General features: G+C 49.9%; 11 protein-coding genes. 7 read left to right on the plus strand and 4 right to left on the minus strand.

The features are described from left to right. The first annotated feature begins 48 nt into the window (after positions 1-48). The 3 genes from cysT to AC3RCI_RS02495 all read left to right on the plus strand — a co-directional run bounded on the left by cysT (position 49) and on the right by AC3RCI_RS02495 (position 2,262). Positions 49-885 carry a sulfate ABC transporter permease subunit CysT gene (cysT, locus tag AC3RCI_RS02485; protein WP_127539183.1) on the plus strand — a complete coding sequence of 279 codons (837 nt, stop codon included), beginning with the start codon at positions 49-51 and terminating at the stop codon, positions 883-885. A 40-nt stretch (positions 886-925) separates the two neighbouring features. Then, positions 926-1,801 carry a sulfate ABC transporter permease subunit CysW gene (gene cysW / locus AC3RCI_RS02490; protein WP_492529775.1) on the plus strand — a complete coding sequence of 292 codons (876 nt, stop codon included), beginning with the start codon at positions 926-928 and terminating at the stop codon, positions 1,799-1,801. Positions 1,802-2,022: 221 nt separating this feature from the next. Beyond that, the gene (locus AC3RCI_RS02495; RefSeq protein ID WP_095291770.1) at positions 2,023-2,262 is read left to right on the plus strand and encodes a YezD family protein; all 240 of its coding nucleotides are present in this window, start codon (positions 2,023-2,025) and stop codon (positions 2,260-2,262) included. 139 nt (positions 2,263-2,401) lie between these two features. On the opposite strand, the gene AC3RCI_RS02500 is transcribed toward AC3RCI_RS02495, so the two are convergent. Continuing rightward, positions 2,402-3,940, minus strand: a complete 1,539-nt coding sequence (locus AC3RCI_RS02500; RefSeq protein ID WP_492527454.1) for an extracellular solute-binding protein — start codon at positions 3,938-3,940, stop codon at positions 2,402-2,404. A 168-nt stretch (positions 3,941-4,108) separates the two neighbouring features. Beyond that, complete coding sequence (locus AC3RCI_RS02505; RefSeq protein ID WP_492527455.1) at positions 4,109-6,418, minus strand: helix-turn-helix domain-containing protein; 2,310 nt, start codon at positions 6,416-6,418, stop codon at positions 4,109-4,111. 359 nt (positions 6,419-6,777) lie between these two features. Here AC3RCI_RS02505 and AC3RCI_RS02510 point away from each other — a divergent pair, with 359 nt between their 5' ends. After that, complete coding sequence (locus AC3RCI_RS02510; protein ID WP_492529777.1) at positions 6,778-9,489, plus strand: S-layer homology domain-containing protein; 2,712 nt, start codon at positions 6,778-6,780, stop codon at positions 9,487-9,489. 166 nt (positions 9,490-9,655) lie between these two features. Here the strand turns inward: AC3RCI_RS02510 and AC3RCI_RS02515 are convergent, their stop codons facing one another. Continuing rightward, positions 9,656-10,543, minus strand: a complete 888-nt coding sequence (locus AC3RCI_RS02515) for a hypothetical protein (protein WP_492527456.1) — start codon at positions 10,541-10,543, stop codon at positions 9,656-9,658. Positions 10,544-10,654: 111 nt separating this feature from the next. Here AC3RCI_RS02515 and AC3RCI_RS02520 point away from each other — a divergent pair, with 111 nt between their 5' ends. From AC3RCI_RS02520 to AC3RCI_RS02530, 3 genes are all read left to right on the plus strand, one after another. Next, positions 10,655-11,080 (plus strand): GNAT family N-acetyltransferase, encoded by a 426-nt coding sequence (locus AC3RCI_RS02520; protein WP_492472326.1) that lies wholly within the window; start codon positions 10,655-10,657, stop codon positions 11,078-11,080. A gap of 251 nt (positions 11,081-11,331) precedes the next feature. Continuing rightward, positions 11,332-11,964 carry an NAD(P)-dependent oxidoreductase gene (locus AC3RCI_RS02525; RefSeq protein WP_095361535.1) on the plus strand — a complete coding sequence of 211 codons (633 nt, stop codon included), beginning with the start codon at positions 11,332-11,334 and terminating at the stop codon, positions 11,962-11,964. Between the two features lie 80 nt (positions 11,965-12,044). Then, positions 12,045-13,718 carry an NAD(P)H-hydrate dehydratase gene (locus AC3RCI_RS02530; protein ID WP_492527457.1) on the plus strand — a complete coding sequence of 558 codons (1,674 nt, stop codon included), beginning with the start codon at positions 12,045-12,047 and terminating at the stop codon, positions 13,716-13,718. Between the two features lie 144 nt (positions 13,719-13,862). Here the strand turns inward: AC3RCI_RS02530 and AC3RCI_RS02535 are convergent, their stop codons facing one another. Continuing rightward, positions 13,863-15,515, minus strand: coding sequence for a methyl-accepting chemotaxis protein (locus AC3RCI_RS02535; RefSeq protein ID WP_492527458.1), 1,653 nt, complete (start codon positions 15,513-15,515; stop codon positions 13,863-13,865). Between the last annotated feature and the right edge of the window lie 5 nt (positions 15,516-15,520).

The raw sequence follows: 15,520 nt of genomic DNA on the forward strand, positions 1-15,520 counted from the left end.
TAAGCGGCCAACCAGCCTACCGGCTGAAGGCAGAGAGGATGAACGTCCATGAGCAAGGTGATGGTGGCCCGGAGACGCACACTGCCGGGCTTCGGATTGACAATGGGGTACAGTGTGTTCTACCTGAGCCTAGTTGTACTTATTCCACTGGCAGCGTTGATCTTTAACTCCACGGGCCTGACCTGGTCCACGTTAATTGAGACAGCAAGTAACCCCCGGGTACTTGCTTCTTTCAAGGTTAGCTTCCTGACTGCAGGAGTCGCTGCCTTGATTAATCTGGTTCTTGGGCTGCTCTTGGCTTGGGTGCTGGTCCGATATGAATTCCCAGGCAAGCGCCTGTTTGATGCAGTCATTGACCTGCCATTCGCCTTGCCTACTGCAGTGGCAGGTGTTGCCCTTACGGCCCTATATGCCGGGAATGGATGGATAGGGCAGCTTGTGGAGCCTCTGGGTATCAAGCTGGCGTATTCGCAGGCAGGTATTACCCTGGCACTGATGTTTATCGGCATTCCGTTTGTTGTACGTACGGTACAGCCGGTTTTGGAAGAGCTGGAAGCCGAAGTGGAAGAGGCAGCCGCAACGCTGGGAGCAGGGAGATGGCGAATTTTTCGGACGATATTGCTTCCAGACCTGATCCCGCCGCTGCTGACCGGGTTTGCACTTGCTTTTGCCAGAGGCATTGGTGAATATGGATCGGTCGTATTTATCTCGGGTAACATGCCGATGAAAACGGAGATTGCACCCCTGCTGATTATGGCGAAGCTGGAGCAGTTCGATTACGCAGGAGCTACGGCTGTAGCCTTGCTGCTGCTGCTGGTTTCTTTTGTCCTGCTGCTGGTGATTAACTCCCTTCAGCGCTGGAGCAGGAAGGCAGGCCGGGCTTAGGCGTAATAAGCCAACCTTAAACCAAAAGGAGGTACATATGATGGCGGGTTCTGTTCCAATAACGCCTGCTCCGCAAGTGCGAACCGGTCCGGGGACAAACCGTGCAACTACGGAAGCTCCATGGGTCAAATGGCTGTTGATCGGACTGGCAAGTCTGGTACTGCTCTGGCTTCTCATTTTGCCACTAATCATTGTAATGATGGAAGCACTGAAGCAAGGGTGGGATGTCTATATTGCAGCTCTCACCGAACCGGATGCCATGTCTGCCCTGAAGCTGACACTGCTGGTAGCGGCGATTACCGTACCGCTGAATACGATATTTGGTGTAGCTGCAGCCTGGGTCATCACCAAGTTCCAGTTCAAGGGAAAGGGAATCATGATCACGTTAATTGATCTCCCCTTCTCCATCTCGCCAGTTGTGGGCGGGTTGATCTTTGTACTGGTATTTGGCTCCAATGGCTGGTTTGGTCCGTGGCTGGCAGAGCATGATATCAAAATTATCTTTGCCTTGCCTGGTATCATAATCGCAACGCTGTTTATTACCTTTCCTTTTGTAGCGCGAGAACTCATTCCATTAATGGAGGATCAGGGTACGCGGGAAGAGGAGGCGGCAGTTACGCTCGGCGCTTCGGGATGGCGCATCTTCTGGAATGTCACGCTGCCCAACATTAAGTGGGGGCTGCTGTACGGCATCATTCTGTGCAATGCCCGTGCGATGGGCGAGTTCGGAGCTGTATCCGTGGTGTCGGGACATATTCGCGGAGAGACGAATACACTGCCGCTGCATGTCGAGATTTTGTACAACGAGTATCAGTTCTCGGCATCGTTCGCAGTCGCTTCCTTATTACTGATTCTGGCTCTGGCAACGCTGCTGCTCAAGAGCTGGCTGGGACACAGAACCGTTTCAGAGAAGTAATTAAGGGTCCGAATTTTGGCCCATTTCCAGCTTATTTGGGAGAAATCATGAGTTCATTATATTTCGATAATGTTTCTTGAAAATACAGATTGACAGCTACTGGAAGCCCTGCTAATGTATAAACCAAGTATATGGGTTGGATAAGAATGAATTATAAGTCGGATGGATGATCATGCGTCAATCATATAGCGGGCAGCAGCCCGGGAAGAGGAGGCGGCTCTATGGCTAAGCCGTTAAAAGTGGATGAGGTATGGATGGATCGAATTGCCGGACAGCTGAATGACATGGAGTTTGGCTCGCTTCACATCGTTGTACATGAAGGCCAGATTGTGCAGATGGAGCGGACTGAACGCAAACGATTTGAGAACACGCCCTCAGGCAGCACCTCCAAATCCGGCAGCACTGCACGAAGCAGCTCCCCCCGCTCATTGCGCGGATCGAACGCAAGTGCGAAGGGGTAAGAGACTGAGGCGGCATCAGGGAGCACAGATTGAAGCATAGATTGGCTTAGTGTGGGTTACCCATAAGTTTTCCAAAGAACACGTATTCTTTTGGAAACTCATGGGTAATTCATGCTTTTAATGTGATAATGTGGCCAAACTATTTCGTGGAATTTGTCTCCATTTGCCCGTTATACCATTCATTAGCTTCAGTCAGCACCTGCTTCCCGCCTGCTTCCATAAATTCCTCCACGAAGGTATCAAAACTTTCAACAGGCTGATCGCCGGTGATGATGGAGATGTATGCTCTGTCCCTCATATGGATCAACTCAGATGAATATTGAATCAGGGCAGGGGTAGCGACCTCCAGATGATTATAAATACCGTTCTCCGTCAATCTCTCAGATGCAGCCCACTGCTCCCGTTTGCCAGAGGTTGCGCCTGGAACGGTCATGCCAATGCTGGAGCCGATCATATTGGTGTAATTCTCCATACGGTTATATGGGGGCAGAATGTGAAATTCCCCTGAAGATGAAGAGCTCCAGTTCCAGTGCTTTCCTGGAAGGCCATATTCCATTTTGATCTGCTCTGCCGGATCGGAGTTAGCACTGACATAATCGAGGATTTCAAGGATTTTTTCCAGTTTACCAGGCTCGTTGACCGTATCGGCCCCGATTGTAATGAAACTCATCAGCAGATTGTAGCCTTTGGAGCCACTGAGTCCATCAGGACCTGTAACAGGAGGACCGAATTCAACGCCTGCGGATGCGTTCTTCTGCAGGAGTTCATGGACATTGAACATGGCTCCGACGGGAATTTCCTCATCCTTTTCATTAAGAATGCTATAATCGCCGTCTTGAGTCCAATGATAATAATTGCCCATGGAGGTCATCCCAATTCTGCTATTAATAAACGCATGCGACAAATGCTTGTAGCCACCTTTATTTTCTCCAGTTATGAATTCAGGATCGATAATCCCATCCTGATACCACTTCTGCAGATAAGCTAGGGCTTTCTTCATCTCAGGTTCCAATGCGCCGATCACGAGTCGGTTATTTTTTTGGTTAAAATATAGCTGCTCGGTAAAAACGGACTGCCCAAAAGCACCAAAAACGACATTCATGCCCTCTTTGGATAACCCGTATGTATCCTGTTTCCCATTTCCGTCAGGGTCACCTTTGGCGAATGCATACATAACTGTCTCAAACTCCTCTAATGTTCGCGGAACTTCGAAACCGAGTTTCTCCAGCCAGTCTTCCCGATATACAATAGGGGTCCGGTAGATGTTAGTCTGATTGATGACCGGGATTCCATATAAGGCGCCATTTATTTTTCCGTACTCCAGGTAACGTGAATCATAATCACGGATTCGCTTCACAATATTAGGCGCATGTTCTTCAAGTACGTCCTCGGGAATTTCTGCTAATACCCCCTGCATCTGATATTTAAGCAGATCATGTGGCTGCCTGATCCGAAGAAGATCCGGTATGTTTCCTTGAGCGAGCTTCAAGTCCAGCAGGTCCTCATAGCGTCTGTTCTCCAGGTTCCACACCTCCAGATTCACATCAAAAAGATCCTCAATATAGGTGATCATCTCTGCATTCTCAGGAACGGGAGTATTCTGATGCATGGTCCAGGAAATTGTATATGGCGGCTCTGTATCCTTCTCAGACTCATCAGCAGGATTGTGCTGCTGCATTTGAGCGCGTTGTTCCCCCGAAACGGTGCAGCCACTCATACATATGATAAGGATAACGGTTGTGATCAATAGACACAGAGCTCTTGAAAGGTTGAGGTTCATAGCAGCTCCTTCTCATGGTTTGATATCTGGGTCAATGTCCTAGGATAGGGATAACCCTTCGGCTATTCAGTTCATCAGACTGCGCATGAAGTTTTTCGGTGTACAGCCGTGAATTTCTTTGAACTTCTTAATGAAGTAAGCAGAGGTACGGTATCCGACCGTGCTCGCAACCTGCTCAATAGTAAATTCCTGTTGTGCGATGAGTTCGCGTGCGCGTTCCATTCTCTGATTGGTGACATATTCCGAATAGGCCATGCCAGTCTCTTCCTTGAAAATCTTACTAAGATACTTGGGACTGATATACACCTGTTCTGCGACATGATCCAGCGTGAGATCGCCCGAAATATGCTCGCGAACGTAGGCTTTGACAGCTGAAATGGTATCCGGGCTCCTGACCTCGCTTCGTTTCTCCATCTGTGTGATAAATTCGGTTACCAGATCAGTCATCCATTCCGAATACCGGTTGATATTGTAGAACGAGGAATATTGCTTGTACAAATTCATGGAGCTCATCTCGGCGGGCTGCCAGCGCACCTGACTGATGCAGTCAGCGTATATGGAAACCATTTTTAATAAAATAATGCGGCTGTATTCGGCTGAATAGAGGCCTTCCTTGATGGTCGATACCACATCCTGAATGGCCTGAACCGTACCATCCATATCACGGGATTGCAACTTCTTCTCAAAACTCATGAGGTAAGCGTCCGGAATCTCCAAACTGCTGGTTTCCCTTTGCAGGAGATCAAGGTCTTGAATGGCAGACAGAGCGGGAAAGAAATAGCTGTATTGAATCAAGGCTTTCGCCTCATGATAGCTTGTGTGAATCTTCGTGAAATGCTCTACCCAGCCGCCTAACGACACTGCAAATTCCAGACCGAACCTGTTTCTCGCCTCGGAATGAATAAAGGATACAATGTGATCCGAAACAGGCTCTTCGCGTTGGTTCGTACAGATGATCACGGCTATTTTGTGATCCTGCAATTCCTCCGCAAGCAGCTTGGTTTCAGCCATTTCTGCTGTCTCCAGCTGCTGAATCATCGTGTACAACGTATGCTGCAGCTGTCGTGGCTGCAATTCCTTCCACTTCTCGCTGACGGGGTCAATGACGATACAGCGATAGCGGGAATAGGCCACAGACACCTGAACAGACTGCAGCTGTTCTTTAAGTTCCTCAGGCGTAAATCGGTTATTTAACATATTCAGCATGATACTGTGCCTAATCATTTTGTGATTGGCCTGCAGCGTTTCTTCCAAACTATCGACTTTGATGGATAGGCTGCTGATAGCCGAATCGATGAATCGATATTCATTCTGCTTCAGGCTGCCGGGGCTATCTACCCTGGCCTTGATATTATTCAGGATACGCTTAAGGGGACTGTAATTGGCTACAGTGAAGCCGAACGACATGGCTATCCCAACCGCTACAGCAAGCAAACCCAGAAGCGCAGAGACCTCCTTTAAGCTATCCAGCTTATAATAGAAGCTTTTATTCGGGATGGTTGTGTAAATTCTCCATCCATTTTCTTCGAATTGCTCCTGGGAAACAACATAAGCATCATGATTAAAGTTTTGCGTGAAGCTCTCGCCGGAAGAAGGACTGGAGAGCAGCGATTGAAGCAGAGTCTCGTTCGTGGAGCTGCCTAACATCGATTTATCAGCGGCAGATATGACGACCCCACGCTGATCTACGATGTATGTATTTTCATAGTCTGCAGGAATCATATTACGAATCAGCTGACTGATCGTCGATTCTTTGATATCAATCGCAACCATGACCTTACTGTCTTGTCCAGAGGACTGAAATGGATAACTGTGAACATAGGAGATTAGAGGCATCGTGCTGCTCTGTTCGGGTGATTCGATATAAGTGTCCTCGGGAACCATACGTGTCTGCATCCATAAGGAGCTTTTGTCACTCTTTTTCATCGCTTCAATCCAGTCGTAGGCAGTATCTTCGCTCGAAGGATTGACCTCATGGAGCTGCAGCCCATATACAGAAGAGATCATGAAATGATTCTCTGTATCGTACACATGAATGGCCTGAATCAGGTCGGAATAATTCTGCACCTGACTTTTGAGCAGCTGCTCAATGTCCAGAATTTTGCTGTGGTTTCCTTGCAGGCTATCGAGCTGAATGCTGACTGGGCTGCCCAGGGCAAGAGAAAGATAGACTTGGTTCACCTTTTCGATAACGGAGGTCTCAATATAATTGACGGTACTTTGCAGCTGCAATTGTTTGTTGATCCGAATCTCTTTGCTGTATTGATGGGAGAAGAAGAGATATAAGATAGATCCGAAAAGAAGCGCAATAACAAGGACGACAGCAAGATAGGAAAAAATCATCCTGGATCTCACCGACTGGAAGAGCTTGCGCATTCTTTTTCCTCCTTCATAACGGGTTTCTAGACAACTTCATCATTATATAATAGCCCCGGGACTAGAAATCATGTTGATCGAAATTTAACAAACACCCCCAGAATAATTTACTTTCCGTTAATCTAAATTTACAAACAACTGCACTCTAGATGACGATTCTATTATTCACTCTATTTTTTGGAGAATACACCGGCCAAAACGTACGAATTTGATATAAAACGGAATTTGTTCTATAGATGCCAGGCTCCCCCGAGTGCTAAAGTTAACCCCAGATCAGACACGGAATGAATGGAGACCATCCTACACATTCGCTGATGAAATCGAAAAATTACGATTATGGGAGCGTGTATTTGCAGGCCATGAGAAAACCACTTAAAAAATCACTGGCATTACTTCTAATGTTGTCTATGGTAAGCCCAACGTTTGCAGATCGGAGCTTTGCAGCCGATCAGAAGATTCAGTTCTCTGATATTAAGGGACACTGGGCGGAAGCAAACATTCAAGCATGGGGTGATGAAGGACTGATTCGGGGCTATCTGGATCGTTCATTCAAACCAAACAACGAGATTACGAGAGCAGAATTTATGAATCTGGTGAATGGTGCTTTTGGATATGCGGGACAAGCTGCAATTAACTTTAATGATGTTTCTGAGGATGCATGGTATTATCAGGCCGTTTCTACAGCTAGTGCGGCTGGATATATGGATGGTTATGCGGATCAAACGATGAAACCTCAACATCCGATCACACGTCAGGAAGCGGCCAAAATCATCGCTGGCATTCTGAATCTGGACCTGAATGAGGGAGCAGCGAATGCATTTAGCGATGCTTCGTCCATAGCGGATTGGAGCAGAGGAGCTGTAGGTGGAACTGCAGCAGCCAAAATTATATCCGGATATTCAGATGGAAGCTTCAAACCACTGCAATCGATCACTCGGGCAGAAGCGGTAAGTGCACTTTTTAATGCCTTGGAAATAGACTCGAGCGCAGATGCTAAACCATTCAAGCCAAAGGGCACGGCTAATGTGCTGAATGTGGAACCCCCTGCCGAAGAAGCTCGTCTGTCTGCAGTCGAACATGGAGCCAATGCGGACGACGGCACGTTGAAAAATATTGCGGCAACGAATCCATTTATTGATATTTTGGACGGTTTCGAACAAGTCTGGTCCATGAACCAATCGGATTGGAGAGATGGAACAGCAGCGACCAAACCGGGAGTTAAGGGAGAGGTTGCAAAGTATGGCGATGGACCGACCCCCTATTATGATGGCTTTAAAAATGATCAAAAGACAGCAGTCGCAGACCAAAAAACATTTGCGAACGAAGAAATTCGAAATCAAGCGACTTGGGTTGCTAACATCAAATATGTAGAAGATGTGACGCAAAATCGTACCGATGAAGAGGCGTTAGCAGCGTATTACGATGACCAGAGAGATAAGATCTACAGTATGATGGAAGCTTTTGGCCCACTGGCTAACACATATGTAGACATCGTCAAGCCAACGACAAGCGTCGAAAGAGATATCAAGGATATGGATGTTGTCTTGACAGAAGAAACGGCAGAAGACCAAAGCCAGGGAATGGGAAGTGATTGGGCTAAGACGGAGCTTGCAGACATGGTAGCTCTGGTGGATCTGGTTCGATTCAAAATTCCTTCATCCTCCAACCCTTCGAAATACTTCTACTCTTCCCCAAGACCATGGAGAATGAATTCGAACGGAGAAGTGAAAGAGGTTGTCGATGAGAATGGTTTGGCTGTGTGGGAAACCTTAGGCAAGGGTGAAGTGACAGAAGAGCCTTTGGCTTCAGGAGGAACAAAAACAACGGGAGAAAAGCATTTCCAACAATACGAAAGCAACGTGGAAATTATCCCTGCATTAAGCTATGTACGAAGAATAGCGGAGGATGGACGAGGTAAGGATGGAGCATTCCCAAGCGGTCATACCAGTGCTTCGTATCTGTCTGTGCTTCCTTTTGCCTACGCTACGCCAGAACGATTCTCTGAATTTTTAACAAGAGCTGCTCAAATGGGTGAAAATCGCATTGTGACCGGGATGCACTCGCCGCTTGATGTCATAGGTGCAAGAATTCAAGCGACAGCTATGGCAGCATATGCATTCAACAAGGAAGAAAACCAGGAATTGATGGAAAAGGCATATACCAATGCAGGAGAAGTGTTCGGAGCATTGGCAGAAAAAGAAAATATGAGTTTGTACGAATATGCACACACGGTAACAGAGGATTATACCTTCAAAAGTGCATATGACGAAAAGAAATGGGAAGATCATGACGCCAATAAAGCCTTCTATCGCGATAAACTCACATATGGACTGCCACAAACAGGAATCAAAGGTTTGGCTCCTGAAGTACCATTAGGAGCAGAGGCGCTATTGAAGACACGCCAGCCTTATTTGACCGATGAGCAGCGTAGAGAAGTGTTGTATACGACATCCATTGATTCCGGTTATCCGGTTCTGGACGAGTCTAACGGTTGGGGCAGATTGGACTTGGTGACGGCAGCGGATGGCTACGGTGCATTCATAAACAATGTAACTGTGGATATGGATGCTTCCAAAGGGCGCTTCAATGCAGAGGATTGGTGGAGAAATGATATCTCCGGCAGTGGGATGCTGACGAAAAAGGGAACAGGAACACTTACCATGACAGGCAATAACAGTTACACAGGCGGAACGCTGCTGCAGGCAGGAACGCTGGTGGCTGAATCTGCAACTGCCTTTGGTCTAGGTGATCTGTATGTGGAGAATGGAAAAGTCATCGTTCATGCGGATGGAGCACTAAAATTAAACAGAAACCTTACCATGGACAATGGAACGTTGGAATTGGTTATGGACGATGATCACAGTAAGGTTAATGTTGGCAAAAAGCTGTATCTGGATGGAGGAAGCCTCAATCTGGACTTGTCCAATTATAAGATCGAAGGTTCCAAAGATATTACTTTAATTACGGCTGGCGTAATTAAAGGTGAATTCGACCAAGTCACAGCGGATGGTTATGACGTTCAGGTTACTTACGAAAAGGATCGCATCATTGCACATGTTGTAGCCAAATAAGCTATGTCATTGATTGAAGTAATACTATTATTATATGGAAAAGGACTGAACTACGTTGTAGTTCAGTCCTTTTTCCATCTTGAGCAACACGAGGGATCAGTAGTGAGAGTTCTGCTTTACCCATTTGATTATCATAGATTACATGAAAAAAAGGGAATGGTCCTCACTATTCGCCCGTGTAGGCACCAGCTTTACGTGCTGCACTCACTTCGATTTCAGTAGGTGGCTCATTCGTTGGCTCCAGCTCGGTATGACCTACATAAGGGCGATCACTCCGTGGGCGAGTTCCAGTAAACCCGAAACCTGAAGTGAACAGGACCAGCTGTAATCCCAAGGCATAAGGAGCAGCAGCAGGCCCAATCAGATGGAGCAGCGAGCATAGCACGATCAGCAAGAAGAGTAATTTGTTAACTGTACCTGATGGTTCGCGGCGAAGGCTGGCCCAGAGCAGATAACCATACATGATGGCAATCATCAAGGAAACTGCACGCAACCACGGGAGGACGCTCTCCCATGAATCTACAGAAACGTCCAACAGTCGCTGACGGAACACAAGATCAACAACCAGCAACAGGGTAGCTGCCAGTGCAGCTGGTTCGGCCAGAGGCCGAAAGATTGTCCAGATGGCCTCGCCCCAATGATCTGTTCGGGTATCTTGACCAAGTTCATCTGATAATGCGGTGCATTCTCGTTCCAATGCTCTGTGCATCAGCGCGAGTCTGGCAGGATCATGCTCCTTGATGCAGTCGCGGATCTGATCCTGTAACGTAGAGGAGAGGTCAGATGCTGATTTGCAGGCCAGCATGGCCATGAACAGATCATGTTGTTCATTTTGTGAGAATGAATACTTTTTATGTTCCAGAATGGTGAGTTTTCCCAACAGGGTTGTGCTTATGTATAATGTATTTTGTATCCTTCGCATTCGCCTTTCGTGGCTGCGGCGAACTTTAGTGGCGGACCATATATATATCCCAAGCAGCAAAGCTATGACTCCAAACAGCACAGCCTCAGCGCCGGGGCGCGATAGTAGCTCTTTGATCCAGGGTTGAAACACACGTTTTCCTCCTTTGCACAAACTTGACGTATCTTGAAACACGCTTCACGTAAGCTTTCTCTCACTATTACACAGGAAGTAGATGAATTCAAGCAGAAAGGGGCACAATTCATGGACCAGATCAGCATGGAACACATTCCACCCACAGCAGCAGAGTATCTTGCCTTGCGACAGATGGCGGGTCTCAGTGCGATGAGCAAGGAGGGAGCAGAAATTGGACTGCCGAACAGTCTTTTTGCCGTATGTTTACGTAATAAAGATGCACTCGTAGGCATGGGTAGGGTTATTGGGGATGGCGGTTGTTTCTTTCAGGTGGTGGATATTGCTGTTCACCCGGATGTTCAAGGCAGGGGATATGGCAAGTTGATTATGAGCGAGATCATGAAATACTTGCGTGAACATGTGCCTGCTCGAGGCTTGGTGAGTCTTCTTGCAGATGTACCTGCAGATCGCCTTTACTCCCAATTTGGTTTTACCTATACCAGCCCGAAATCGGAAGGCATGTGGTGGAGGCAGGGAGAGGATGAACGGATATAATTAAGATATCCCGATCTTGAAGCCGCTATAGCGGCTTTTTTTGCTGTGTAAAAAATGCAGTGGATGCAGAAGATAGGTGCAGCGCTGCTTATTGGATGTGTGAAATTTGTCGGTTTATTAACTTTGGTTTACAAGTGACTACATACGGTTTAAGATGGCGTGAGCCGTTTAAGGTATATAACAATAGGATTAAGTATTACAATATAACGGTATGTTGACGAGATGATATCTACTGAAAAGAGGGATTGAATATGAAAGTTGCGATTTTTGGTGCGACCGGAACAATTGGAAAGACGATACTGTGGGAGCTTATGGACCGCGGGCATGAAGTGACTGCGATTGTGCGTGATCCGTCCAAAGTGGAAATGGTTCATGAACGTCTGCGTGTGGAAAAGGGCGATTTGTTGAACCCGGATCAGGTAGCCGATTTTACAGCAGGCCAGGAAGCTGTCGTTAGTGCCTATGGTCCGAAATTTGGAGAAGAAGAGGAGCTGCTGGAAGTTACACGTTCACTGATTGAGGGTGTTCGCCGCGGCAAAGCCAGCCGTCTGGTTGTTGTTGGCGGAGCTGGCAGCTTGCTGACCGATTCCGGTGAGATGCTGATGGATACGCCTGGATTTCCGGAGGAAGTTAGAACCCTGGCTAAGGCACATGTGGATGCTTATGGCTTAATCGAGGAATCGGATATCCACTGGACGTATATGAGCCCAGCGGCAACAATTACATCCGGACCGCGGACAGGCCATTTCCGGATCGGGATGAATCGTTTGGTCACCGATGATCTGGGAGAGAGCACGATCTCGGTTGGCGACTTTGCTGCGGCATTGGTGGATGAGCTTGATGATCCGCAGTTTATTGGTTCCCGTTTTACGGTAGCTTATTAAGGGAAAGTGTGCCGGGAGCTAGTAGAATTGAATGATGCCAAACGCAGAATGAGAAGTTACTCACCGTGGAGGGATGAACCTTGTTTATCGTCACCGCTGAACAGATGCGAGCTGTAGATGAGCACACCATCCATAAGTTGGGCATTCCTGCTGCGAGTCTGATGGAGAACGCGGGCAGAGCCATAGCGGAGGAAGTTATCGCCTTGTGCCGGGAAGAGGCTACGGACGGTAGGGTGGCTGAACACAAAAGGCGCCGGGAGCAGGGAGATGCACAGCGAGCACACACCGGGCCCGGTGATCGCCAAGGCTCCGGGGGCGACATCATCGCGGATCCGGCGCTGGTGATGGCGCACCCCGCTGATCAGCATTGGTACATGCTGATCGGTAAGGGCAATAATGGCGGGGACGGGCTGGTTGCGGCCCGCCATCTGCTTGAAGCGGGGCTCGGCGTGACCTTGATCTACGCCGATGCGCCCGAGTCACTGCGGGGCGAAGCCGCAGTGCAGCGGGATGCCGCTGCGCAGCTCGGCATCCCTGCCCTTGTCCACGGCCGTGAAGCCGTGGACTTCAGCCGGTGCACAGGCATCGTCGATGCACTGCTGGGCACCGGCTCGCGGGGGGCGCCGCGAGGAGCTTACGCGGTGCTGATTGAGGCAGCGAACGACAGCGGCAAGCCGGTCGTGTCCGCCGATGTGCCAAGCGGGCTGAATGCCGACACCGGGGAGGTATACGAGCCTTGCATTCAAGCGCGGGTGACTGTATGCCTCGCGCTGCTGAAGCGCGGACTTGTACAGTATCCGGGCGCGACGGCCGCAGGGCGCATCGTGGTGCGCGCCATCGGCATTCCGGCACGGCTTGCGCCGGAGCAAGGTCCTTCCGTTCGTCTGTTGACGGAGGAAGTGATGCGTGGTGCCCTGAAGGTGGATACGGATCGTCTGCGGGCACCTGACGGGCACAAGGGTACCTACGGCCACGTACTGCTGGCCGCAGGCAGTCTGCCGATGAGCGGCGCAGGTCTGCTCTCGGCCAAGGCTGCGCTGCGCGCTGGCTGCGGACTCGCCACATGGGTGCTGCCGGCGGCACTGCTGCCGCATGTCATCGGCAGTGTGCCTGAGCTCATGCTCGCAGCCGCGGCAGATGGCGACAGCGGCGAGTGGAACGCGGCTTCCGCCGAAGCCGTGCTTCGTCTTGCGGAGAGCCGCGACGTGATTGCAACCGGGCCAGGCCTCGGCCGCTTCGAGGGCGACACCGGCTGGCTGCGCCGGCTGTGGCAGCAGACGGATCGCCCGCTCGTCATCGACGCGGACGCTCTCAACATGCTTGCAGACGCGGGCAGAGCCGGGCCTCGCGACTGGGGCCGGCGCAGTGCGGCGACCATTCTGACGCCGCACCCCGGAGAGATGGGCCGCCTGCTGGGCATGCCGACCCCCGAAGTGCAGCGTGACCGAATTGGTCACGCTGCACGGTACGCCCGCGAGCAGGGCGTGACCCTGGTGCTCAAAGGAGCACGTACGGTCATCGCAACGCCTTCCGGCGAGGCGTACATTAACACCACCGGGCACGCCGGTATGGCAACGGGCGGCGCCGGGGACGTATTGACCGGCATCATCGCCGGTCTGCTCGCTCAAGGACTCAGCGCGGAGCAGGCCGCCGCTTTTGGTGTATACCTGCACGGCCAGGCCGCCGAGCAGGCTGCGCAGCGGCGCGGCGACCCGGCGTCTCTGCTGGCAGGAGACATCATTGACGCCCTGTGATGCTCTTCGCAGAGAGAGCCTTAATCTCTACGGGTGACCTGAATAATAATCTGTGTATTCGCACGCTCATTAAAAACCTCCACTTCTCTCATACCAAGAGAAGTGGAGGTTTCTTGTTTAGATTATTGAGGCTGAGGCATACCTTTACAAGCGGAAACGCTGCAGCTCCTGATGCATTTCCTCACTGATGTCACGCAGCGATTTGACCTTGATGCTGGCTTCTTCAAACGAGCGCTGCTGTTCCGTCGTCGAAGCCGTAATCTCTTCACTGCTGGCTGCTGATTGCTGCGTAATCGCACTGATGTTTTCAATGGCCTGCTGCACCTGTGTACTTAGCTGACTGGATAGCTGCATATCTTCGGCCAGCTGGTTAATGCCCGTACTGATCTGATCTACGCTGTCACGAATAGCGGAGAAGGAATCCCGGGTTTGTCCGGTCGCCTTTTCCTGTTCAGCGAAGAGCTGTATACTCTGCATCACAGAACCTTTCACCTTGTTCATGGCGCTTGTGATTTCACCCACAGCCGCATAGATATGCTGCACGGATTGTGCAGACTGCTCTGCGAGCTTGTTGACTTCCCCTGCAACCACGGCAAAACCGCGACCGGCTTCGCCGGCACGAGCCGCTTCGATTGAAGCGTTCAGGGAGAGCAGCGTGGTCTGCTTAGCGATCTCGGATACATAGCCTGTCATCGTGGTAATGCGCGCTGCGCTTTCTTCCAGCTCCTGTACAGTCTGTTCAACCTCAGACATGGCTACACGGTTCATTTCAGCGAGGCGAAGCTGCTCCTCAATGGCCGTGTGTCCTTCCTCAACCGTGCTCATCACCTCGTTGCCATGGATCGCCGATTGGGAAGTGGCATGAAGGTTGCTGCCGAACGTGTGCTGCATCTTGTCCACGACCATCACCGTTTCACTCAGATCCTCCGCGATCTTCTGGCTGCCGATGGACAGCTCTTCCGTCGTACGTGAGACCTGCTGCACAATGGCCTGCATGGTGTCGTTGCCGCGGTCAATGTCCTGAGCCATGCCATCCACCCGTTTCCCGGCGGTATCAATCGATTGGATAATATTGCGAATGTTTTCTGTCATAAGACGGAAGGAGCGGTTCAGCTCATCCAGTTCATCCTTGCCCCGGGTTTCAGGCAGCTGCTGGGTAAGGTCGCCAGCTGCAATCTGTCCTGCAGCGATCTTCAGCACTCCAATACGTTTGGCTAGCTTCCGGGAAGTATACATGTTGAACAGCATCGCAGCGACGAGCAGGAGGACAGCGCCGCCCAATGCAATTTGCCAGGTCTGCTGAATGTCCTGCTCCAGATTAATCGTGTATTGATCATACCGTTCCTTGGTTATTTCATCGAGCATGTAGATATCATTTTGAATGCCCTGCACACGTGTGCTGTACCGTTTGGCTTCCGAGCTGTCCAAGGCTTGCATGGCTTCAGCTGCCCCCTGATCCAGTGCAGTCAGTTTCGTCTGAATGGACCCCATGAGTCGAAGCTGTTCATCGGTTTCCAGTAATCCTTCGGTAAGTTCTTGAATCATCGTTTTACCTTCGTCCAACAAGCTGCGTACGGCATTCTGATTGCCGGCTGTCATCGAGAAAGAGAACACATCCAGCGCCTGCTGTGTCTGAATCTGATTGGCTTTAAGCTCACTGACCTTGAGCATGGCAGGCACTAAATTTTGATTTTTGGCGTTGATGCCCAGTAACTGAAAAATGATATAGGCTACCAACACAAGACATAAAAGCAATGAAATTAACGCATTAATAATCAGTTTGCCTTGCAATTTCATAAGCG

Source organism: Paenibacillus sp. MT124 (assembly GCF_058792755.1).

Bases quoted from the DNA above. Each gene is read 5' to 3' on its own strand.
- cysT (WP_127539183.1), top strand. From the start codon at position 49: ATGAGCAAGGTGATGGTGGCCCGGAGACGCACACTGCCGGGCTTCGGA.
- cysW (WP_492529775.1), top strand. From the start codon at position 926: ATGGCGGGTTCTGTTCCAATAACGCCTGCTCCGCAAGTGCGAACCGGT.
- AC3RCI_RS02495 (WP_095291770.1), top strand. From the start codon at position 2,023: ATGGCTAAGCCGTTAAAAGTGGATGAGGTATGGATGGATCGAATTGCC.
- AC3RCI_RS02500 (WP_492527454.1), bottom strand. From the start codon at position 3,940: ATGCAGCAGCACAATCCTGCTGATGAGTCTGAGAAGGATACAGAGCCG.
- AC3RCI_RS02505 (WP_492527455.1), bottom strand. From the start codon at position 6,418: ATGCGCAAGCTCTTCCAGTCGGTGAGATCCAGGATGATTTTTTCCTAT.
- AC3RCI_RS02510 (WP_492529777.1), top strand. From the start codon at position 6,778: ATGAGAAAACCACTTAAAAAATCACTGGCATTACTTCTAATGTTGTCT.
- AC3RCI_RS02520 (WP_492472326.1), top strand. From the start codon at position 10,655: ATGGACCAGATCAGCATGGAACACATTCCACCCACAGCAGCAGAGTAT.
- AC3RCI_RS02525 (WP_095361535.1), top strand. From the start codon at position 11,332: ATGAAAGTTGCGATTTTTGGTGCGACCGGAACAATTGGAAAGACGATA.
- AC3RCI_RS02535 (WP_492527458.1), bottom strand. From the start codon at position 15,515: ATGAAATTGCAAGGCAAACTGATTATTAATGCGTTAATTTCATTGCTT.